The sequence below is a fragment of the Microbacterium sp. zg-B96 genome (assembly GCF_030246865.1).
In the GTDB taxonomy this organism is placed as follows: domain Bacteria; phylum Actinomycetota; class Actinomycetes; order Actinomycetales; family Microbacteriaceae; genus Microbacterium.
Window position 1 is genome coordinate 2,286,890 of sequence record NZ_CP126738.1, and the last position, 21,742, is coordinate 2,308,631.

Annotated in this window: 16 protein-coding genes; 6 read left to right on the forward strand and 10 right to left on the reverse strand. The window is 64.6% G+C overall.

What is annotated here, in order from left to right:
• Positions 1-238 precede the first annotated feature (238 nt).
• Entirely contained in the window at positions 239-763 is a 525-nt protein-coding gene (locus QNO11_RS10685; RefSeq protein ID WP_308211127.1) for a very short patch repair endonuclease, read from the reverse strand.
• A 316-nt stretch (positions 764-1,079) separates the two neighbouring features.
• Between QNO11_RS10685 and QNO11_RS10690 the strand changes: the two genes are divergently transcribed.
• Positions 1,080-2,012: a NaeI family type II restriction endonuclease gene (locus tag QNO11_RS10690; RefSeq protein WP_257508294.1), complete on the forward strand. Its 933-nt coding sequence runs from the start codon at positions 1,080-1,082 to the stop codon at positions 2,010-2,012.
• Positions 2,013-2,030: 18 nt separating this feature from the next.
• Here the strand turns inward: QNO11_RS10690 and QNO11_RS10695 are convergent, their stop codons facing one another.
• A complete protein-coding gene (locus QNO11_RS10695) occupies positions 2,031-3,209 on the reverse strand; it encodes a DNA cytosine methyltransferase (RefSeq protein WP_257508293.1) in 1,179 nt (392 codons plus the stop codon).
• 21 nt (positions 3,210-3,230) lie between these two features.
• Positions 3,231-4,238, reverse strand: coding sequence for an NgoMIV family type II restriction endonuclease (locus QNO11_RS10700; protein ID WP_257508292.1), 1,008 nt, complete (start codon positions 4,236-4,238; stop codon positions 3,231-3,233).
• Positions 4,239-4,428: 190 nt separating this feature from the next.
• Between QNO11_RS10700 and QNO11_RS10705 the strand changes: the two genes are divergently transcribed.
• The gene (locus QNO11_RS10705) at positions 4,429-4,701 is read left to right on the forward strand and encodes a leucine zipper domain-containing protein (protein ID WP_257508291.1); all 273 of its coding nucleotides are present in this window, start codon (positions 4,429-4,431) and stop codon (positions 4,699-4,701) included.
• Positions 4,702-4,992: 291 nt separating this feature from the next.
• Here the strand turns inward: QNO11_RS10705 and QNO11_RS10710 are convergent, their stop codons facing one another.
• A complete protein-coding gene (locus QNO11_RS10710; RefSeq protein ID WP_257508290.1) occupies positions 4,993-8,376 on the reverse strand; it encodes a DEAD/DEAH box helicase family protein in 3,384 nt (1,127 codons plus the stop codon).
• A gap of 190 nt (positions 8,377-8,566) precedes the next feature.
• Here QNO11_RS10710 and QNO11_RS10715 point away from each other — a divergent pair, with 190 nt between their 5' ends.
• Positions 8,567-9,472 (forward strand): Ltp family lipoprotein, encoded by a 906-nt coding sequence (locus QNO11_RS10715; protein ID WP_257508289.1) that lies wholly within the window; start codon positions 8,567-8,569, stop codon positions 9,470-9,472.
• A gap of 255 nt (positions 9,473-9,727) precedes the next feature.
• On the opposite strand, the gene QNO11_RS10720 is transcribed toward QNO11_RS10715, so the two are convergent.
• The 3 genes from QNO11_RS10720 to QNO11_RS10730 all read right to left on the reverse strand — a co-directional run bounded on the left by QNO11_RS10720 (position 9,728) and on the right by QNO11_RS10730 (position 11,078).
• The gene (locus QNO11_RS10720; RefSeq protein WP_257508288.1) at positions 9,728-9,850 is read right to left on the reverse strand and encodes a hypothetical protein; all 123 of its coding nucleotides are present in this window, start codon (positions 9,848-9,850) and stop codon (positions 9,728-9,730) included.
• A 133-nt stretch (positions 9,851-9,983) separates the two neighbouring features.
• Positions 9,984-10,481, reverse strand: coding sequence for a hypothetical protein (locus QNO11_RS10725; RefSeq protein ID WP_257508287.1), 498 nt, complete (start codon positions 10,479-10,481; stop codon positions 9,984-9,986).
• A 111-nt stretch (positions 10,482-10,592) separates the two neighbouring features.
• On the reverse strand, positions 10,593-11,078 hold the full coding sequence (locus QNO11_RS10730) for an AAA family ATPase (RefSeq protein WP_257508286.1): 486 nt from the start codon (positions 11,076-11,078) through the stop codon (positions 10,593-10,595).
• A gap of 593 nt (positions 11,079-11,671) precedes the next feature.
• Between QNO11_RS10730 and QNO11_RS10735 the strand changes: the two genes are divergently transcribed.
• The gene (locus QNO11_RS10735) at positions 11,672-11,908 is read left to right on the forward strand and encodes a hypothetical protein (RefSeq protein WP_257508285.1); all 237 of its coding nucleotides are present in this window, start codon (positions 11,672-11,674) and stop codon (positions 11,906-11,908) included.
• A 362-nt stretch (positions 11,909-12,270) separates the two neighbouring features.
• Positions 12,271-15,768, forward strand: a complete 3,498-nt coding sequence (locus tag QNO11_RS10740) for a TM0106 family RecB-like putative nuclease (protein ID WP_257508284.1) — start codon at positions 12,271-12,273, stop codon at positions 15,766-15,768.
• A 51-nt stretch (positions 15,769-15,819) separates the two neighbouring features.
• Here the strand turns inward: QNO11_RS10740 and QNO11_RS10745 are convergent, their stop codons facing one another.
• Complete coding sequence (locus QNO11_RS10745) at positions 15,820-17,304, reverse strand: pentapeptide repeat-containing protein (RefSeq protein ID WP_257508283.1); 1,485 nt, start codon at positions 17,302-17,304, stop codon at positions 15,820-15,822.
• Between the two features lie 204 nt (positions 17,305-17,508).
• Between QNO11_RS10745 and QNO11_RS10750 the strand changes: the two genes are divergently transcribed.
• Positions 17,509-17,811 (forward strand): hypothetical protein, encoded by a 303-nt coding sequence (locus tag QNO11_RS10750; protein WP_257508282.1) that lies wholly within the window; start codon positions 17,509-17,511, stop codon positions 17,809-17,811.
• A 452-nt stretch (positions 17,812-18,263) separates the two neighbouring features.
• On the opposite strand, the gene QNO11_RS10755 is transcribed toward QNO11_RS10750, so the two are convergent.
• Both QNO11_RS10755 and brxL read right to left on the reverse strand, forming a co-directional pair.
• The gene (locus tag QNO11_RS10755; protein ID WP_257508281.1) at positions 18,264-19,346 is read right to left on the reverse strand and encodes a protein kinase domain-containing protein; all 1,083 of its coding nucleotides are present in this window, start codon (positions 19,344-19,346) and stop codon (positions 18,264-18,266) included.
• A 188-nt stretch (positions 19,347-19,534) separates the two neighbouring features.
• The gene (gene brxL / locus QNO11_RS10760; protein WP_257508280.1) at positions 19,535-21,733 is read right to left on the reverse strand and encodes a BREX system Lon protease-like protein BrxL; all 2,199 of its coding nucleotides are present in this window, start codon (positions 21,731-21,733) and stop codon (positions 19,535-19,537) included.
• Positions 21,734-21,742 lie beyond the last annotated feature (9 nt).

Sequence of the window (21,742 nt, forward strand, 5' to 3'; positions counted from 1 at the left end):
CCTGAAGAGGCACACCCCCGAGGGCCTGGATTTCTCCCGTCGTCGTCCTCTTCGATGTGTCGGACGGCGCCTTTCGCCCCGGCCCCGGGCGCACAGAGGCTAGTCGGAGGCAGACAAGCCGACAAGGAAACCAGTTCCGCTCGATCCTCCATGTCGCCGCGAGCCGCGCGCGACCAGCTGGTCATCACGCGGAAGAGCGCGCCCGGCGGGTTCCTGCTCGATTGACCGTCAGCGTGCGCTATCTAGCACGCACCTCGTGAGCGATCTTCAGGGCGACCGCTGCCGCGTCCTTCCGGACCTCGTGTTCCCAGATCCGCAAGACATGCCAGCCGTTACCGCGCAGCACCTGATTCGTCTCGTCGTCCCGCTCGCGATTGCGCAGCCGCTTCGTGAGCCAAAACTCGCCGTTTCGAGCGGGAGCCTGATAGTGCTCGGGGCATCCGTGCCAAAAGCAGCCGTCGATGAAAACTGCGACGCGCGCCCGGGTGAAGACGATGTCGGCGGTGCGTCGTAGATTCGCAACAGGACGGACTGACACGCGGTAGCGGAGCCCGAGCGCATGCAGATGCCGCCGAACCAGGATCTCTGGCGACGTGTCGCGGCCGCGGTTCGACTGCATCGAAGCGCGACTACTGGGCGTGCTCGCCCATGACACGCCGCTCGACGCTTGGGCGTTCGACCCGCTGTCCCACATCCGAGGTGCCTCCTTCTCCCACAGTAGATTTGATTCGACGAATATGCAGGCGATGGTGAGCGTCGACACGTCGACGAGAGCCTCGAGCGGGCGTCGACCGCGCCAACGGGCTGATCTCCGCCGCTGCGTCGGTCGTGATGCCCGGCGTCGCCCCTTCGTCGTCCTCGTAGCAGCGCCACAGCATGCAATGTCTTGGGGCCGTTCCGCGGATCCCGGCGACGTGACGGACCGCTATCGCCGTCGAATGCTCGCGCTTGGCTTCCGCGGGCATCCTCACGCGTCTCCGTCGAGTACTCACTATTTAATTGGGTGGGAATCGAATCATCTTCGGGGCGTACTTGTTGCTCGCCGTCTCCACCGCAACCGATGCGATAGCGTCTCGAGAGTGAGGAAAACTGCGGTGCTGGCGGGCGGAATCTGCGCGCCAGACGAGCGACCCGGTCACGCCGCCAGGGCTCATGTGACCGAGGACGCGTGTGACGACCTCGAACTGCAGAAAGTAAGCGCATGGCTTATGTCACGCCCGCTATCAATGCACTTCACCCGCGCCGTTGATGACGCTGTCCGGTATGTTCTCGACGGTGCTAGAACCGGACGGTTCGACCTGCTTAGCCCTGAAGTCGACTCGGATGAACGCGCATCCGTGGGAACGAAGCTCCAGTACCGGGTACTCAACGAACTTGGTCTATACAAGGAGCCCCCGCTGGACACGCGGATACTCCATGTCCCGGTGGAACTCAAAGCGACGATTCGATCAAATTGGATGATCCCTACCGAAGGGCAGTGCCAAATCAGCATCCTCATCCAGGTCGACACAGCGATGCGACGCCACCGCGCCTTCCTAATGCGTACCCATCGAGCTTGGCTGAACGAAGGGGCGAACAAGGACGGAAAACGCGGCATCGCTGCTGAGGCGCTTAGACGTTTCTCAATCCCGCTGGTTGCTTGGACTCCACTGCCCGCCGAGCCGTTAGCCCGGCTTACGCCAGAGCAGCTTGCTGTCGTCTTCGCGCCGAGGGTTGGGCAGACTGCACGGCTCACCGCGTTGTTCGGTTTCCTCCCCGACACGGTGATCCCGAGATCCTCGATCGAGACGGTTTGCTTCGGGAATAAGGACCCGTTGCGTCGAGCAAGACAGGCAAAAGATGCGGTCCGCTCGACCTCGGGCCTGGAGGTTCTGGTCGGGACGTGGGTGCAAGACCAGATACGAGCAGAGAAGCTCGGCTTCGACCTCAAGGACGGGGCGTGGATGGCGACGAGCGCGACTGGAATCGTCGCATCGATCGGATCGACGCCTCTTCATCCCGGCATCTGGTGATGCTGCGCGCGTGAGACGCTAGGCGAAAGCCAGCTCCCTCTCAGCCCTCTCGACCGTCTGAGGTGCAAGGCGCGGCTTGATTTGCCTCGCGATGGCGCGCGCAAGGCCTGAAGGAACAGCATTCCCGATCTGGCGGGCAATCTGTATCTTCGTGCCGACCCATCGATAGTCGGCGGGAAAGTCCTGGATGAGCGACGCCTCGTAGTGGCTGATCACGCGATCAACCGACCGCACCGGGTCGCTGCGGTGCTTCCCATACGCCTCCACCCACTCACCGGCCTCCCATTGCGGGTGCAGGTACTGCCCCTTCTCAGGTTTGAAGAACTCCGTCCGGATCGTGACGGACGGCATATCCCATCGAAGGCGCCCCATCACGTCCGTCGTTCCGGTCGGCTTCCTCGCCCAGCAGTTCGGCAGCAGCTCATCGGGCAAATCGAAACGACCTCCGCCGGGCGGGACAAAGCTATAACGATCCAGGCTCTTGCTCGTCGGTGTTCGGCGGATGTGCAAATCGAGTCCGCGGAATACGCCGGGCATCTCCTCCCCGAAGAAGGCAGATCGGCTGTTCGGGAGATCCGTGCTCTCCGGGTGCGGAGGGAGGGTGCCGATCACGTCCTTCACCGTTCTCCATGGAAGAAGGTCCGAGTTTTCGCCAGCATCCTTCGCGTGCGTAGGTGCAGGCAAGTCGATTCGTCCGATCCGTGAACCTATGACGATCGTCCTCTTGCGGCGCTGTGCGACTCCGTAGTCGGCGGCGTTCAGCACGGCGTGTTGGAGCTCATACTCGGCCAGAGCTCCGTGGTCCGCTTCCGCAAGGAGCATGGCAAACTCCGGCGATTTAGCGAACCGGTCGACGTTTTCAATGACGAAGACCTTCGGGCGAGAGTGCTCGACGAAGCGCATGAACTCGCGCCACAGCTGGTTGCGCGGATCCTTGATGTCCTTCAGCCCGAGGTTAGAGAACCCTTGGCAGGGCGGCCCTCCGATGATGATGTCTGTCTCCGGGATCGCTTCGTCCGGAACGCTTGCGATGTCCCCCGCGATTACATGCTTCTCGCCGAAGTTTGCCGCATACGTCGCTGCGGCCGCCTTGTCCCACTCCACAGCCAGCACGGAGCGGAACCCCTCGCTCGCGAAGCCGACCGTCATGCCCCCGCAGCCAGCGAACAGGTCAATCATGCGGAGGTTCTTCGTCATACCTAGATCGTATGCGCGCCCTCAGACATCGGGGTCCGCCCCCGCCGGACTGGGGGCAGAATCGGACTCGGCCAGCAGTTCAGTCTTCGGAACGCGCTGAACCGTCCTGACGAGCTCGTCGTAGTCACGAATCCGGCCCTGCTGAATGAGCCGGTCGAACGTGCGTTTCGGAGACCACCTGCTGGGCTTCGTCGAGGCAACCTCCTCGATGGCGCGGGTCAACGCTGGAAGATCAAGGTGGTAGACACAGTCGATCGCTCCCGACCCATCCGCCAAGATCCGCAGCATGGCGGGCCGGGGCTCCATCGTCAGAACCGCGAAGTGGGGCATAGCGCCACGCCGTTGAGTTGCCAACCTAGATCCTTGCGAGATGCAATCCTGCGCACGATCGGTTCGCAGGGACCATTTTGCGGACACCCCCGCGTACATGTGAATGTCGTCGTTCGCCCCGGCTCCACCGACTGTGAGGTCGACCTTGAGGATTGCTTCCTCAGGCATCTCCAAGAGCATCTGCCGCGTAAGCACATCCTGCTTCGCATATTGCGCGACCTTGCGCCGAAGCGCGGACTTAAGCTTCGTGGCCTCCGCCGACTTGGGCAGGCGATTAGCGAGTTCCTGAAGCTCATCCATCGCTCTCGAGACCGGCTTGTACGTCTTGCTGAAGCTGGGAAGCACGGCGAGGTGACGGTATTGCGAGAATTCGGCGACTGACCGGGATCGTCGAATAGATAAGTCGGGCCGTCGTGTCGCGAGGTCGAGCCGCGTAGCTTCCTCCAGCGCGGTGCCTGGGTCGGTGGGACCAACCTGGCCGGCGATCACACCCAGCTGCTCGAAAAGCGCGTGACCAAGCTCCTTGGACTGCGAATCGTTGTTATCCGATGTATTCGGCGTCCCGTGCCTTCGGTAACCACACAGTTGGGCTGCGAAGCGGGCTGGCACAGTGACCCACTGTGCCAGATGGACGGAGGCGACGCAAAGAATCAGAAAGTTCGCGTGGCTAAAGTTTGTTCGAACGCGCAGCGCGAGCATCGAACGACGATAACGAACGCGACTGCACAGCGACTCTCAATGGGCGGCCACCGCGAATAGGACTTCAGAAATCCTTATCCAAAAGATGGCGCCCCGGAGGCGTCTGGTTCATGACATATGAGACAGGTGATCGCGACACGTCAGTCAGGTCATAGGCGACACTCGTGCGTGTTGGTCGAAGCATCGGGTGGTGTTGAAGATCAGGGTGAGACAGCTCACTGTCACCGCGTCGGCGACCGAGTCCGGGGTGAGCAGGCACTACCTGCACGAGCTCCTCGCCCGCTACCGGGTGGAAGGTATCACCGGGCTCGAGCCTCGGTCCCGCGCCCCGGCAAATTCACCGCAACAGGTCTCCGAACGGGTACGGCAACGCATCGTCACGCTGTGGGCCGCGTTGCTGGCCGAAGGACTGGATGCGGGACCGGTAACGATCCCCTGGCACCTGCTTGGCGAGGGCGTGTAACCCCCGTCGACATCCCCGACCGGATCCTGCAGACGGCCGGTCGGCTCGTCCCGGAACCCCGCAAGCACCCCGCTCCTCCCTACGTCCGGTTCCAAGCTGTGCAGCCGAACGAGACCTGCTTTTCAGCTTCGCGAACTTGCGCGAGACGTCCCCTTCAGGGCGGTCGCTGAAGTCTTGTGGTTACTCAAGTCTCTCCCATCCGTCATGCCTCAATCCTCCCCGTTGTCACAAACGCAAGCCAGATATGCGGTACGCGCCATAAAAGGGCCCTGTCTGGTTCAGGCCGCCCCGTCACGCACGCGCCGACTCCCGCGGCTGCGCCGACTCGTCGCTGCGCCGTAACCGCTGAATCAGATCGGTGATCTGCGCGTCGCTGAAGATCTCGTCGGGTCCTTCCGGTGCGACGCCGTCGAACGGGTCGTCGTAGAGCCGGCGAGGGTCGAGCTGGCCCGCGATCGTGAGCTGCTGCACCACGAGATCGACGAAGGCGTGCTGGCGGTGGGTGAATCCGGGGGTTGAGACGAAGTCGGCGAGCGCTTCTTCGATGGCGGACCGGTCCATGCCGACGATCGAGCGGATGAGACGTCCGAGTCCCCCCGCGCCGGCGGCTTCGTCGTCGAGCTGGCCGGCATCCATGCCGGCCGCAGAGGTGAGAACGTCTTCGAGTTGCTCGAGGTCTACCTCGGTGAGGGCCCGCCCGGTGCGCAGCTTGTGCAGCGCGACGTCGGAGCGGTTCGCGAGGAATCCGTACAGCTTCTCGCGGAAAGCCCGCCGGTTCAGACCCGGCACCACCCGGCTGAGCGCGACCTCGCGCGAGGGGTCGAGCGTGTCCTTGAAATTGGTATAGACGATAGCCTGCGACTCGCGCCCGATGAGCCGCGCGAGAGTGCGTAGGTTCACGCGAACCCGCTCGAGCATCACGACGTCGACCCGCTCCCACCAGGCGGGATCGACGATAGCGTCCAGCAGCGCCGACTGTGCGGAGATTGCCGGGATGCTGCGCTGATCGCCCAGCGCCTGCGCGATTGCGATGATGCGGGTGGCCGGCGCGGAGGGGACCGGTTCGCCCGCAGCAACGGCGACCTGAGCGTCGAGTACGAGCGCGTCGAATCGCTTGGCTGCCTCATCGGGGTCCTGCTCGTTCGCCGCCGGCAGCCCGGCAAGCTCCGCCGCGGCGTCGAGGTCATCGGAGGAGGAGTCCCACGCGTCGGCGCTGCCGAACCGCTCCACGGCGCGAAGATGCTTGCGCACGAGGAAGTTGTCGCGGTTCATTCCGGCCACAGCCGCTTGCAGCCGTCCGGCGATCCCTGCGCGCAGCGACGCGGATTCCGGTGACGCGGCCCCGTGCAGTGCGGCGAGCGGGCGCGCACGCAGCAGGAACGTGCGTTCCGAGAGCGACACGGAGCGCGAAGAGGATGCCGGCGGTAGCTCCTCGTTGAAGAAGTCGATGTTGCCGCACACGTCGAAGATGACGAATTCGCGCTTGTCGTCGCCGGGCCCGTACAGATCGCGGCGCAGGCGCGTGCCGCGTCCGACCATCTGCCAGAACTTCGTGTGCGAGTGCACCGGCTTGAAGAAGACGAGATTGACGACGTCAGGGACGTCGATGCGCGTGTCGAGCATGTCGACCGAAATCGCGACGTGCGGGCTCTTCCCGGGCGTGGAGAAATCGTCGATGAGCGTCTGCGCGTACGGCCCCGCCACGTACGTGATCACCCGCGCGAGCTTCCCGCGCTGCTCGGGGAAGTTCGCGTCGAACCGTTCCTCGATGAACTCTGCGTGCCGCTGATTCTTGGCGAAGACGACCGTCTTGCCGAGCACGTCGCCGCCCGCAACCCGGCGACCCTCCGAGACGAGCACCTCAAGCACCTTGTCGACGGTGTCTTCGTTGAACAGCCATCGGTTCATCGCGGCCGCATCGATGGCGTCGGGGATCTCGCCGTCCTGCCACTCCAGCTCGTCCCAACGCTCGCGTTCCGCGTCGGACAGATCGGCGTAGCGGATGCCGCGTGTCATGAACCCGAGATCGACCGGGCGTGCCACGGGCGGCACGAGGTAGCCGCCGGCGATCGCGTCGTCGAGCTCGAAGGCGTCCGTCGGGACACCGTCATCGAGTTCGAAGAGCCGGTAGGTGTTGTGGTCGACGTCGGCGCGGGGCGTCGCGGTGAGGCCGACGACCAGTGCGTCGAAGTAGTCGAAGATCTCGCCGTAGCGGTTGTAGATCGACCGGTGCGCTTCGTCGACGACGATCATGTCGAAGTAGCCCGGGCCGAAGCGGCGCAGCGCGTCTTGGCCGGCGTCGATGAGTCCCATCACCGTCTGGTAGGTGGAGACGAAGACGCGGCCCTCGCTGTCGCGATCGGTGACGAGGTTGACCGGGGCGCTGTCGGGAAGGTGGGACTTGAACGCACGCACGGCCTGATTGACCAGGGCTGTTCGGTCGGCGAGGAACAGCACCCGCTTCACCCAGTTGGCCTTCTGGAGCACGTCGATGAGCGCAATCACCGTGCGCGTCTTCCCAGTTCCCGTCGCCATGACGAGCAGCGCACGCCGACGCTCCTTCTCGAAGGCTTCGGTGACGGCGCGGATGGCCCGCAGTTGGTACGGGCGCTCCACGATCGTGCGGTCGATTGTCGCCGTGGCGAGCGGCTTGAGGGACTGCCGCCGCTGGATCGCGAGTGCGAGCTGATCCTTGGTCATGTACCCGGCAACCCGGCGCGGCGGGTAACGGCGATCGTCCCAGAGCCAGGTCTCGTAGCCATTCGTGAAGTAGATCAGCGGGCGCTGACCGAAGTCTCGCTCCAGCGCGTCAGCGTAAATTTCGGCCTGCAACCGGCCTTCCTTCGCGCTCTTCGTCGTGCGTTTGGCCTCGACGACCGCGAGCGGCTTGCCGTTGTCGCCCCACAGCACATAGTCGACCTTGCCGCCGCCGGAAGGGCTGGGGATGCCCTGCACCGGCCATTCGCGCGCTCTCGGGTCGGTGAGCGCCCAGCCCGCCTCGTTGGGGTGAAGATCGATGAGATCGCGGCGCGTCTCGGCCTCGGTCGCCAGCGTCGGATCCGGAATGCCGAGCTCGGCGTTCGCTCGGGCGTTCTCGGCCTTCGCCGCCTCGGCGGCCTCGCGCAGCTCCTGGAGCTCATGCTTCAGCGCCCCGTTGCGCTCCCTCTCTTCGGCGAGGGCGCGGCGTGCGTCCTCGAACTCGACCTGGGCCCGCTCGAGGTCGGCGCGAGTCTGCCGGATCACGGTGGCGGGCGCAGGCGGCACCAGCGCGAAATCGAAAGGAGCGGGGGTGCCCGCGCCCGCGTCGCCGTAGCAGTGGTCGAGCCAGCGGCAGATCGGGTGCAGCTGCTCGAGGGAGCCGCGCGCGCGTCCGAGCGGCATCTCCTGCTCCTTGTGCACCGCATCGTTGCCGATCTGTCGTACGAGCCGCAGGCTGCCGTCGACATTCGCGCCGACCGCATCGCGGAAAGGCTGCTGCGCCGTCAGGTTCGCGAAAGAGCCGTCGTACGGCCGCGGGAGAGCTTTTGCGGCGTAGATCCACTCGGTGAACATCTCGCCGGCACGTCGCGCATAGGTCGCCGACGCGCGGGGGTCGCTGCGCAGGTACGACTCAGCGCGGGATGCGGCGTCCCAGACTTTCGGCCAGCGATCCCGGACGAAGTCGAAGTTCCCCACGAACTGCTCCCGGCGGCAGGTTCGGCCCTGCCTGCCGCCATGTTAGCGAAGTGCCTCGGCTTCATCGCATTCCATACTCACGCACCGTGGATGCGCCAATGTCGGAGGTCTGGTGTGTCCTGTTCTATTGGCCATCGGCCGGTGGCGCACCCCTGGGGATATGCGCCTCGCACGACCAGAGAGTCCTGTCATGTCCGAGAACAGCAACAACACCGAGACGCACGTCGAGACCCCGAACGGGCAGCCGCCGGCGGGCTGGTACCCCGATCCGCAGAATCCTGAGAGCGGCAAGCGCTACTGGGACGGAGCAGCGTGGACCGAGCACGCGTCGGTGCGCGACGCTTCCGGCGCGCTCGTGCATCCGCCGGTTCCGCCTGCGGCCGAAGCCTCCGAGGCCGGCGCAGTGGCCGTCTCCACGAAGCGGGGGCTGTCGAGCCTCAGATGGTGGCAGTGGGGCCTCATCGCGCTGGGCGCGCTCGTGCTGAGCAGCATCATCTCCACCGCTATCAGCGGCAGCGGTTCCGCCGACGATGCGTCTGCCGAAAGGCCGGTGGCCGTCGCAGAGGAGGACGAGGCAGAGGAGCTCGTCGATGAAGAGCCGGAGGACACCACCGTCGTCGTGCCTGATGTCGTCGGGACGCCGGTGGCCGAGGCGCGGGTCGCCGTCGAGGCCGCCGGGTTCGTCTTCGTAGTGGATGCCGGTGTGGGCGAGGACTGGGTGATCCTCTCCCAGGGTCCTATCGGTTCCCTCGGGGCGGAGCCGGGCACCGAGGTAACGGTGGCCGCCGGGGCGCCGAAGCCGGTCTACACGCTGGCGCAGCAGAACGCGATCCGGAAGGCGCAGTCGTACCTGGAACTCACCGGGTTCTCGCGCGCCGGACTCATCGGCCAGCTGGAGTACGAGGGTTTCTCGACGGAGGAAGCCACCTTCGGCGCCGACAACGCCGGCGCCGACTGGAACGCCGAGGCGGCTGAGAAGGCTGCGAGCTACCTCGAACTCTCGTCCTTCTCGCGGCAGTCGCTCTACGACCAGCTCGCGTACGAGGAGTTCACCGACGCGGAGATCCAATTCGCCCTCGCGGCGGTGGGCTACTGACAGTGGTCATGGGAGGCCGCCGCTTCGGGGGCGGCCTCCCTTCGCGTTCCGATGCGCGGCGAAGGACTCACTCGTCGGCAAAGAAGTCCTCGTCGACCTTCAAGAGCTCGATCGTGCGAGCCACCTGCACCCCGACCTTGTGGCGCAGCATGCGTCGGCCAGTTCGGTGCGCGCCCAGTCCCCGGTCTCGGCAGCGTACGACCCTGCATCGGGGCTGCTCCACGCGTCGATCGCGGACTTCGGCAGGTTGAGACTTCATCGTGCGTTCTCGGCATCTGCGAAATGCGCGAGGTGGGCACCGAGTGTGAGCCCGCAACGTGCGGCTTGCTCCTTGAGCCGGTCACGGAGCTGCTCGCTGACCTTGATGGTCGCAGTCATCCCCGGACTATACCGGCGAGCGCGCAAGCCCGAGTGGGTGACTAGAGCGAGAGTCCGCCGCGCGAAGGCAACGAGCTCGGTGTGGCCCAAGCGGCGGAAGTCTGGAACTGCTCTCGCGCCGCCCGCCGCGGCTCTACGTCCGCCGCCCGCATCGCGTCCTGGATCGACCTGCGCAATTGCCGCCACATCGGTCCGAGCGATAGTCACGGCCACCTTCTGGTGCCGCCCGCGCGTCAGGGCCGACGTAGAGTCCGGCCGCGTCTACACCCGGCCCCACCACCGCGGCATCCGTCGTCTCTCCTTGAATGCCGTGCACCGCCGACGCGTACGCAGGTTGCAGGTGGTCGAGCGCGTAGTCGCGGCTCACGCGACGAATCTCACCACCGTCGCTGACCGAGGTGAGGTCGATGCTCTCGTCCCGGATGTCACGCACCACGCACAGCGCACGGTTCTCGACCCCGGTGCGCGGATCGTTGCGGTGGGTCTGCACCGTGCCGCCGACCAGAATGCGCTGCTCCCCCATCCCCAGCGCGAGCGTCCTGGGGTCCAGCTCGCCGTCCTCGACCCGTCGTTGCTGGGTGGCGCCGTTGATCGCGCCGGCCTCGTCGTTGGTACCGGAAACCAACGCCACTCGCTTTCCCGGGGTGCCAATCGAATTAGGCCGCAACCATCGCGTCGCGCGCTTCGTCCGTGCTGGCCACCCGCTGCACGTGCCCGCGTTCGAGCATCTCCCCCGCGACGCTCAGAGCATCGTCGCGGTCGCGGGGGTTGCGCAGGCGCAGCGTGAGCGCGGAGTATTCGGGAGCGCTGAACCGTGCACGGTGTCGAGTTCGACGGATGCTGTCGCGTATCGGACTGCGGTTGCCATCGCTCCTGCGTGCACCACCGGGAGGGCCTGATACGGATCTCCTACCATCGCCACACCGAAACTGCGCTCGAGGGCGAAATCGACGAGGACGGCCGCGGTCCGGAGGTCGACCATGCCGGCCTCGTCTACGACGATCCGATCGCCGTTGTAGAGGACGAGCTTGGTCGGCGCGTCGTAGATCATCCCCGTCGTCTGGTCGGCGTCGCCACGAGACAGACGCGTCCGCACCTCCGCTCCAGCTGAGTCAGCGCCCCAGCGGTACCCGTGGTCGAAGAGCAACGCGTGCAGGCTCGAGGCCGCGGCGCCAACTTCACGCGAGGCGACCGATGCTGCATTCAGGCTCGCCGCGACCACCAGCATCCGTCGCCGCTGTTGTGCCAATCCGGCGTCACTCCTCGACTGCAAGTGAGGAGGTGCCATTGGTCGCCGTGATTCGCAGTCACCAACCCGCAGATCAAGCTGCAGTGAACGACCCGCTTGTCGGACGACCCATCGCTGAAAGATCAGCGCCGCTGAACTCAGACGCGACCGTCCGCGCCGTCCGCGCGTCCGCTACGGTCGGGTTTGCCAACCCATACCGGTTGGGCAGTCCCAGCGGGCGATGACGTCACCGAGGAGTCTCGTGGATCGGAAAGTACACGGCGATACCCTGCAAGACGCGTGCAGAGCTTGGCCGGGCGGACGCGACGGCGGGTCCTCACCGATACGTGCGGCGGCGCGGGTAGTACTTCGAGGCTGATTTCGTCACGCGGCATGAACGTGAGGCGGAGGCCAACGAGGTCACTATGACGCGTGCGCGCACTCTTCTGGATGCGCTCGCCTCTGCACCCCACAGGGATGCCGCCGGCTGGGGAGGAGTCGACCGGTTTCCATTCCGCCTGGGTGGGGCGGGGAATCGCAAGCGGGCCACAGGATGCCGAGATCGCGGGCGCTCTCGGTCTGGAGTCATCGTCATGCCACTGTGGGGATTGAGTCTTGACCGCGAAGTGGCCAAGTCATTCGGCAACGCATTCCTTTTCGAGGTAGTAGGCCCGTTCCCGGCAATACCCGCCTGGGCAGAATCTGGCATCAAGGGCGATGAACGCGAGTTGATCGCGGGTGGTCGCTACTCGATAGCGAGGATCGAAGAGGCTAACGGTGGCGCACCCGTCGAGCTTTATTTCGTTGAGGTTGTCCCACTCGCAATGTGAGGTTCGAGGGTAAACGTCCCCGACTAAGCGGAGTCAGGCTGTTTATTTCGAGACTGGATCGGCAACCGGATTGTTTGCACTTATACCCGTGTCGCTTCGTGACTGACCTTGAGCGTCTGATGGCAGGAGTGGAGCGGGAGGTGAGTTCGGTGATTTCTTGGCCGGAGTGCGCCGGGGAGTTGTCCGGCGCTAGTACGCACCTGAATCGGCCCAGGGTTGAGCCTTCATGTCAAGCGAACGGACGTGCTCGACGTCGGGTTCCAACTGCAGAGCCCCACCTGTCTCGGTTGATTCCGATATGGTCCGAGTGCAGGCTGACTCCCGCCCAAACGGAATCGATACGCCCGTCGCAAAGGAGCAATATGTTCACTCTCTCCGACGGCACTCTCGTCACCTCTGCCAGCGACCTCACGACGGCATCGAAGTGCGAGTTCGCGTTCCTCCGCAAGCTCGATCAGCTACGCGGTCGCATCGACAAGCTCATCGCCAAGGAAGACAAGCTGCTAAGCCGCACGGCCGCTCTGGGCGACGAGCACGAACTGCGCGTCCTGCAGGCGTACCGCGACGAGTTCGGACTCGGCGTACGCGAGTTCGCGCGACCGGACCCGCTCACCCGCGAATCGATGAGCGAGGCGGCAGCGCTCAGCGCTCAAGCCTTTAGAGACGGCGCCGACGTTGTGTTCCAGGCGACGATGTTCGAAGAAGACGCGACTACGGGCACAGCATTCGTCGGGTTCGCCGACTTCATCACTCGCCAGCCAGACGGTCGCTACCGGGTGGAGGACACGAAGCTCGCACGTTCTGAGAAGGTCACGGCGGTCCTCCAGCTCGCCGCCTACGCTGACGTCCTCGAGCGCAACGACATCCTGGTCGACGACACCGTGACGCTGCTGTTGGGTGATGGCAGACCATCAAACCACCTCATCGAGGAGCTCCTGCCCGTATACCGAGTGCGACGTCGACGCCTGCTCGAGCTCCTGCGCATCCGCGACACCGAAGGCGCCGACGGCGTCCCCGCGGGGTGGGGTGACGAGCGCTTCTCGATCTGCGGGGCATGCGACCACTGCGAGGCAGAGATCGAGACGCGGCGCGATGTGCTGTTGGTCGCGAACCTTCGCCGTTCGCAGCGTGAGCGACTTGCGAGGGCCGACATCCGCACGATCGATCAGCTTGCCGAGAGCACCGGAACCGTCGAAGGCATCGGCGCACGAACACTCGAGAACCTTCGCGCGCAGGCGGGACTGCAGCTGAAGGCAGTGAAAGGCGAGACACCGCCCTACGAGGTGATCTCGGCCCTACCGGTCCTCGCGCTGCCGGCACCTGACCCCGGAGACATATTCTTCGACTTCGAAGGCGACCCGCTCTACACCGACGACTTGGGGCACGTGTGGGGCCTTGACTACCTGTTCGGGCTCATCGAGGTCGACGGCACGTTCCGGGCGTTCTGGGCGCACGACTTCGCCGAAGAGGGTCGCGCGCTCCACGACTTCCTCAACTACGTGACGGCGCGGCGCGCGCGGCATCCGAACATGCACATCTACCACTACGCGTCGTACGAGCGCACGCATCTTGCGCAACTCGCGATCCGGCACGGGTACGGCGAAGATATCGTCGACAATCTCTTTCGACGGCACGTGCTCGTCGACTTGTACGCCACCGTGCGAGGCGCTCTTCGAGTGGGGTCTCCCTCCTACTCGATCAAGAAGCTCGAGCCGCTGTACATGGGAGCCGACCTGCGTAACGACGAAGGGGTGACGAACGCAGGCGACTCGATCGTCGAGTATGCCGAGGCGGTCGCGCTGAGACGCCTCCAAGACTTTGAGGGATACGAGCAGAAGCTCGACAAGATCGCCGAATACAACGAATACGACTGCCGCTCGACCCTCGCGCTGCGTGACTGGCTGCGTTCACTCGCTCCGGATGCCGCGACGAGCGGGAATATCGATGAAGCCGTCGAGCGCGCTGAGCCGACGCTGAGCGCCGTGGCAGCCGAGGAGGCCGCGCTCTCCGAGGCGCTCCTGCAACTGGCCGGTGACCCTCTGACAGTCCAAGACGATCCGTCGCGCTTCGCGGCGGCGCTCGCCGCGGCCGCCGTCCGCTACTACAGCCGGGAAGACAAGAAGGGCTGGTGGGAGCACTTCGCCCGCCTGCTCGAGCCCATCGACGAATGGGCCGACGACCGCGACGTGCTCGCAATCCAAGACGTCGAGGTGGTTGAGGACTGGCACCGGGAGACCTCGCGGCAGAACCTCCGGCGCATCCTGCGCCTCACTGGCACTGCGGGACCGGGGTCAAAGTTCAAGGCATCCGATCGACCCAACCTCGTGTACAACAGCGACAGCAATGCCCCGCGCACCGAGCGCGACGACCCCCGCGCCCGCCCGGCACACGAAGCGACCATCACGGAGGTCGAGGATGACGCCGCAGACGACGTGGTGATCGTGCGCGAGGTGCTCCGCCGCGGCGAAGAGCCATACTCGGCGTTGCCAATCGCGCTCGTTCCGGCCGGGCCGATCGCCGTCATCGCCCAACGGAACGCGATCCTCGAGTGGGCGAGGAGTCTACTCGCCGCTTACCCCGACGTGCCGCAGGATGCCGCAGGCGACATCCTGCTCCGCCGACCGCCGCAAACTCAATCGGGTCACCTCGCTCCCGTCGACGCGCTCGAGTCTCCAGGCCTCGCCGGCGCCATCCGCGATATCGACCGGTCGTACCTCGCGGTGCAGGGTCCTCCCGGAACCGGAAAGACCCATACCGGCGCCCACGCGATCGCCGACCTAGTTCGCGATGGATGGAAGATCGGTGTCACGGCGCAGTCTCACGCCGTCATCGACAACTTCCTCAGCGGCATCGTCAGAGCGGGCGTCAACCCGGTCCAGCTCGCGCACGTGTCAGGAGATCGAACAACGCCATATGAATCCGTGGAGTCAGGGAAAATCTCGGCCTGGGCAGATGACCAGCCCGGCGGCTACGTCATCGGCGCGACGGCCTGGGCATTCTCGAACGAGAAGCAGATCGCGCGTCAGCAACTCGACCTCCTCGTCATCGACGAAGCCGGGCAGTTCTCTCTCGCCAACACCATCGCCGTGTCGCTCAGCGCCCGGCGCGTGCTTCTACTCGGCGATCCGCAGCAACTGCCCCAAGTGTCACAGGGCACCCACCCCCAACCCGTCGACGAATCAGCACTCGGCTGGATCGCCGATGGCGCGCGCGTGCTGCCCGGCGAATTCGGATACTTCCTTGCTCTCACGCGACGGATGGATGCCGCACTCACCCGTCACGTGTCGCAGCTGTCGTATGCCAACGCGCTGCATGCGCACGAGTGCACCCGAGATCGTCACCTGGACGGCTGGGCCTCAGGGCTGCACCCTGTGTCGGTCGGGCACACCGGAAACTCGGTCGCATCCATGGAAGAGGCATCCGTCGTCGTAGACCTCGTGCGCCGGCTTGTCGGCGCACGCTGGACCGATCCATCAAGCGGGCGCACCAATGATCCCCTCCGCCCCGACGACATCATCATCGTCACGCCCTACAACGCGCAACGCCAACTCGTGCTCGATGCTCTCGCGGCGGCAGGGTTCACCGACATGCAGGTCGGCACCGTCGACAAGTTCCAGGGCCGCGAGGCCGTGGTCTCGATCGTGTCGCTGGCGGCATCGGATGCCTCGGAGGTGCCACGCGGCATGGACTTTCTCATCAACCGCAACCGCCTAAACGTGGCCATCTCGCGCGCACAGTGGGCCAGCTGGCTGGTTCACTCGCCCAGCCTTACCGCGCACCTGCCGACGACGGTGGCGGCGGTGAAGGAACTCAGCGCATTCGTCAGGCTTATCGAGGCGGCCGACGACACCTCGCCCTGAAAGCGTCACGAGTAGATGCGCTCACAACAAGCGAGGCGGTGAATCGGAGCGTCAGAGCTTCTGCGCTTCGACGGTGGCTGCGCGGAAGAAACCAGCGAGGTCGCTCGGGTCGCCGTTCCAGACCGCGATCCGCTCGTCCCCCTCCCGATTCCAGCGCCAGCGCGCAACCCCGTGCGGCTCGCTGTACTCGATGAGAAGTCGCGACTCATCGGCCGCCGCTTGTCGAAGCTCGAACAGTCGCGTCATCGCTCGCATCGTCGCATCCCACCGCAGGGTCAGGTTCTCTGCAGCCTCTTCGCTGCTTCCACGGCGCAGCTGCGCGACGACGGAGAGTCCGAGCTCCCTGCAGGCATACGTCCAGGTCTCGGAGTCCGGCTCTCGGGCATCGACACCGAGGACGAATCCGTCATAGAGCGACCCCCCGCCCAGCCGCTCAGCTATGGGGGCGAAGGCGTCGAGCGTCGCGGCCTCGACGCCTTGCCATGAAGGACTTCGGAAGTGACACGCGTCGGCCCGGACCAGGTCGAACGATTCGTCGAGAGGAAGGAAGGGAAGTGCCATGTTCGCAGACAGGAAGAGATTGATCATTTCCCGGCGAGTGGCATTATCCGTCGTCATCCAGCCGGGTGCGCAGTCCGACCAATTCACGCCCTCCACGAGGCATCGATCGAAGCGGGCGCCCATGAACTCCGCGGCTTCCGCGATCGCGTCCTGAAAGTCGCACTCGCTCAATACGACTCCGTTGAATCGTGCGTTGGTCAGTTGAGCGCCGCGAAACCCGATGTGGCGCAGTCGAAGAGCGGGCAGGGGCTCGGGAACGAAGACCAGCGCGGGTTCGCGCGGCGCGGGTTTCGGCTCACTGCCGCCGAACTCGGCATTCGACAGCGCGGCGCCATCCAATATGACCGATTCGAGGTCAGCGTCGGTGAAGTCCGTATGGTCGAGTTCCGCTCCTGCAAGAACAACGCGATTCAATTTGGCGCCCACAAACTTCGTCCACGGCAGTCGAGCACCCTGCCACGTCACGTCCCGAAGGACGGCACGCGCGAAGTTCGCGGCGGGCAGCGCGATCTCGACCGTTCCCTGCCCTGCATCGTTGGGCGAGGTGATCTCGCATCCGGTAAAATTCGCAGCCTCACCACGAACGAAGTTGAAACCGCAAGTGCGGAGGATCGCGTTGCTGAAGTCCGCGCGCGTCAGCCACCCACCGAGAATGATCGCTCCGGACATCCATGCGCCGGTGAGCTTTGCGTCTGTCAGGTCGACGTCAGTGAGTTGTGTGCCAGTGAAAACTGCGTCCACGAAGGAGGCGCCGCGTGCATTGGTCTCACGGAATCTCGTGCGGGTGAGGTCGGTCGCTTCGAGGCAGGCACCTGCGATGCTGCCGCCCTCGAATCGTGCGTCTGCGAAGACGGCATCCGTGAGGTCGCGACCGCTCCATTCGATATCGATGAACGTGCAGCCGCTGAAGTCGACCCCGCGCAGGTCGTCGCCAGCAAGGGCGCTCCCACGGAAGCTCTGATCTCTGTAGTTCACGGGTCCCCAGGGAGAGTGTGGCGGATGGCGCGCAATTGGGCACGTTCTGAATCACTCTGCCGGATGCAGGCGGCACGCGCCACGTTTGCCGCGAGTGTCGAGTCAGTGTCGGTGGCCAGTTGTAGTCTGATCGACTTTCCCAAACTGGGGACGTGGGGTGGGCAGGGACCCGCCCGCGCGGTTGATGAACTGTGAGGAAGAACCATGGCCAGGAAGAGCTACCACGAGAGTGAACTCGAGCACGTGCCCGCCGTGATGCTCGGTGGGCCGATCGACGGGAAGCGGTACCGCATGCCCGTCATCCCCGGTGGGGGCGTTCCGACAGCCTTCAGCACGCCGTTGCAGCAACCGCACGAGCCGAGCCCGCGCGCGGTGTACCTTCGCGAAGGCGATGCGCCCGTTGGCGGCTACTACGTGTACTTCTTCGATCGGATTACCGACCCGAGTGGCGCGCCCGCCCTCCACGCGACGCCGGATCGACACCGGGAGTGGACCAATCAGGGATAGGCAATCCGCCCTCGACATCGACACGGAGGATTGTGCGCTTTGGCGACGCACCTCGTCAGACGTACTCACCATCGTTGGCGCCGCTCTCCTTCGATCTCCGCGACTGATCACCTGATACTGCGGCGAGGGCTCGACGGACCCGGTTAGCGCGGGCGACTAACCATGCGTCGGCTTCCGTCTCGTCAGCGCCCAGCCGACCTATGGTGAGAACGGCCGATGGTGAAACCCGATCCCGCTCAGCAGGAGATCGCCAAAACGCCAGGACTCAAAAGGGGCGTGGTGTGCGCGATCGTGACTGCGTCAATCCGCATGGCCTCAGGCAGGGCCGCATTTGCATCGCGGCGAGACGCGCCTCAGCAATCCAGCACCAATCGATTACTTCAGCGGCGGGAGGTCTTCAGTGGTCATGGTCTTGGTCTATCCAAGCGACAAAGGGTTGGCGTGCGTTCCGACTACTTCAGCGGTGTACCGCGGACTACCTGGTTCAGCGGGTAGGACCGGACATTTTCGGCGCCACGAGTCGATTCGTGCTTGATGAGGATGTTGCCAGGGCGCTTCGTGTCTACACCGACGACGACGCCGGTCCAGTCGAGGCCGAGCCGGTCGACAACGACCACCCTTGCGCCGACATTCGCGTTCCCGACGTTTGCTGCTGATACCATCCGGGCGGGCCTCTGCCCGCCGGCTGCGGCGCGGGCCGATCGCTCAGCCGGCTGCGGCGGCTTCGGCTGCGCAAGGCGATCCGCCACCCCAACAGTCTGCTCTTTGCCGGAACCCTTCGAGCTTCCGGCAGGAAGCAGATCGCGAACCTGCTCCAGCGAGGCCGCGGCAGTTGGTCGCTGGCGCGGGTCGAAGGCTAGCATCGGCGCGATCACATCGCGCGACACAGCGCCTAGCGAGGTCAGTCGCGGCCCATCCGCCATCGCGCGGCGCACGGTCGCGTCATCGCCGAACGGATCCGTGTTCCAGATGTCTGGCAGACGGACGCCGGCAGCGATCGCGAGCGTAACGCCGAGCTTGAAGACATCGGCTGCGGGCGCGAAATCCCGTTCTTCAATCACTTCATCAAGCTGCTCCGGGGTGAAGAAGCCGGGCGTTCCGCCAAGGCGCCCCTTCTGATTCGCCTTCGTGACGAGACCGAAGTCGATGAGGCGTGCTCTGCCTGGCTCGAGCATGACGTTGTCGGGTTTGAGATCGAGGTGTACGAGGCCGACATGATGGATGGCGGTGAGCGCCGAGAGGATGTCGTGCGCGAGGTCGAGGAGTTGATTCTGATCCATCGGCCCGACGCTGCCGACCTGCTCGGCAAGGCTCCGCCCGCTGATGAGTTCTGTCGCGAACCACGGCACGTCCCAGCCGGCCCGGGTGTGCTGCGTCGCGGCCTCGAAGACGCCAGGGATGTATGGGCTGTCGATCTTGCTGAGGACCATCGCTTCGAACAGAAAGGCCTTCGCTTCGCTCGCGAGCCACGCGTCGAACCGGGCCGGCGGGATCGGCACTTCATCGGGGGCGGGCGGCAGCATCAGCTTGATCACGCCACGATTGAGCCGTCCGCCAGCCACGCCAACCCGGGTAAGGGAATGATCTTCCCTCTTCCAGATGGCTCGCCACGTCGTACCCTGGCCCCCGCGTCCGAGCGGCTCCGTGAGCTCCCAATTCCCGACCAGCCGCCCTCGAATGACTTCCTCGAGTGCGGCCTGCGCCGGATGCAGACCCGCCATCGTCAGGCGCCTTCGATGGGGGTGCGGGCGTAGGTGAAGGTCGTGTCGGACTTGATGCGCCGGAACTCCTGCCGAGCCTCCGCGATCGCATTCGTCGGGGGCTCCCAGATGTCGAGACCCTTTCCCAGCAGAATGCGCCAGCCATGGTTCGTGAGGATGGATCGATCGTGAATGGTGTCATCAAGACGGATGTCGAGCGTGATACCAAAGGTCTGAGCTGCCTCACGCAACGCGACCAGACGCTCAAGCTGGTCCTTCTTGAGATGGTCCTGGTCGATCTGCCCGGTGATGAGCTCGATCGCGATCTCGTCAGCCGGTGCCTTCGCAAGTGCGATCAGGCCGAGCAGGTCGCCGATATTGCGCACCTGGTGCGGCCTGCGGATATAGGGGTCCACAATGGTGATCTTCCCTGCACCAACGAGGTACGGCAGGAGCACATTCTCGTACGAGACGCCCGTCTGTCCAGCTTTGAAATCTCGGATGCCTTCAAAGAGCGGCATTGTGGCATCCGGCACTACGGGCGCGCTGCTACCTTCGGGCACGATCGGCAGCGGCGGGGCGACAGATCTGGCGGCATATGGCTGATGTGTAGGAGCTGGCGGGGTGTAGGTCGGCAGATCACTGCTCGAGCGCGCGCCTTCCGCGCTCCAATCGCGGCGGTAAAGCTGCGGATATTGGTTCTCCTCGACCGTGACGACGTCGTGCCAGTCGCCGAGCGAGTCTTCGTAACCGAAGTGCGGAGGGTTATCCCGCATGGTGGCGTCGATCCGGAGGATCTGATCCTTGACGCGCTTGCGACCCTCGATGGCGTAGACGAGCAGCTCCTCTATCTCGTCGGGGGTGGCGGTTCCCGTCGGGTGGATGAGCTTCATGAGACCGGAGAAGGTCTTCTGTATGCCGTCGCGGTCGCGGGTGGAGATGTCAGAGCCGAGGCTGAAGTGTGCCTGGTACTTATCGGAGAAATCCTCCGAGCGCTTGGAGTGGAGTATCTCGGCGAGGTAGTCGACGACGAAGCCGTAGCCGTCGGAAAACATCTCTGACCGGATCGGCGACACTTCCCAACCGGGGATGTAGTGGTGGATGCGGTCGAGCCACGCGGCGTCGCGGTACGAATCGGGGAGCTCATCAAAGAGATCGGAATGCTGGAGCATGTACGGCACGGTGTGCGACGTGTTGCCGATGAAGACCATGGATGCTTCAGCTCCGAGTGGCTGATTGCCGCGATTGAACTGCTTGTTCGCCATGTAGTTCTTCATGATGTTGACCAGGTTCTGGTCGGTACGGCGGTTCGACGCGAACTCGTCAAAGGCGACCACGTCCCAATACCCGACGAGGCCGAGTTTACCGTTCGCGTTGTTGACGAAGAGCTTGGCGACCGTGACTTCGCCACCGGAGATGAGCGCACCGTTCGGCGAAAGCTCACTGAACGTGTGCGACTTTCCCGTGCCCTTCGGACCGAGTTCGACCAGGTTGTAGTTGCGCTCGACGAACGGGATGAGCCGGGTGAGCGCGATGAGCTTGTCCCGGAGGCTGAACTGCTCCGGGTTGAGCCCGATGGACTGCATCAAAACGTCGATCCACTCGTCGGTCGTGAACGATGCTCGTGCCGTGTTGTACCGATCGAAGTCGACGCCAGCGATCTGGATCGGCTTGAGGCTCGCGAGCACCCACGGCTCGGTCGGGCCATCGCTCGGCTGGTACTCGATGTCGCAGATGCACCAGACGCCACCCACAAGCAGTTTCTGGTTATTCGTGACGGTGTTGACGTCGATCGGCACACCCTTGATGTCGAGGTTCTCGAAGGACGCCTCGTAGAAGTCCTGCTTCGTATTGAGGTCGACGGTGACACGATCGATGATCCTGTGCTTGCCCTTTTCACGGATCGTCGACTGGATCAATACCTTCTCGTTCCGGTTGACGTAGTGCTCGGCGAGGATGCTGCGCACCATGTCGATACCGTCCTGGATGGTGTCCTCGTCGTCTGAGGCGGCGTACTGCCCGAGGAGATACTCGAGCACGTATCCGGGCACGACCGCGTTGCCGCGCACCGCCTTGACGAGGTCCTTGCGGACCACGGAGCCAGCGAAGAGGTCATTCACCTTCCGATCGAGGTCCGACTCCTCCTCAGTGAAGGCAGGCACGTAGACCTCTTCATCCTCTGCCACGCCGAGATCACTGAGTGCGTCGTCGAGGTTCGTCATGGATTCTCT

Bases quoted from the DNA above. Each gene is read 5' to 3' on its own strand.
- QNO11_RS10750 (WP_257508282.1), top strand. From the start codon at position 17,509: ATGGCCAGGAAGAGCTACCACGAGAGTGAACTCGAGCACGTGCCCGCC.
- QNO11_RS10730 (WP_257508286.1), bottom strand. From the start codon at position 11,078: ATGCTGGTGGTCGCGGCGAGCCTGAATGCAGCATCGGTCGCCTCGCGT.
- QNO11_RS10715 (WP_257508289.1), top strand. From the start codon at position 8,567: ATGTCCGAGAACAGCAACAACACCGAGACGCACGTCGAGACCCCGAAC.
- QNO11_RS10695 (WP_257508293.1), bottom strand. From the start codon at position 3,209: ATGACGAAGAACCTCCGCATGATTGACCTGTTCGCTGGCTGCGGGGGC.
- QNO11_RS10720 (WP_257508288.1), bottom strand. From the start codon at position 9,850: ATGACTGCGACCATCAAGGTCAGCGAGCAGCTCCGTGACCGGCTCAAG.
- brxL (WP_257508280.1), bottom strand. From the start codon at position 21,733: ATGACGAACCTCGACGACGCACTCAGTGATCTCGGCGTGGCAGAGGAT.
- QNO11_RS10740 (WP_257508284.1), top strand. From the start codon at position 12,271: ATGTTCACTCTCTCCGACGGCACTCTCGTCACCTCTGCCAGCGACCTC.
- QNO11_RS10735 (WP_257508285.1), top strand. From the start codon at position 11,672: ATGCCACTGTGGGGATTGAGTCTTGACCGCGAAGTGGCCAAGTCATTC.
- QNO11_RS10700 (WP_257508292.1), bottom strand. From the start codon at position 4,238: ATGCTCGCGCTGCGCGTTCGAACAAACTTTAGCCACGCGAACTTTCTG.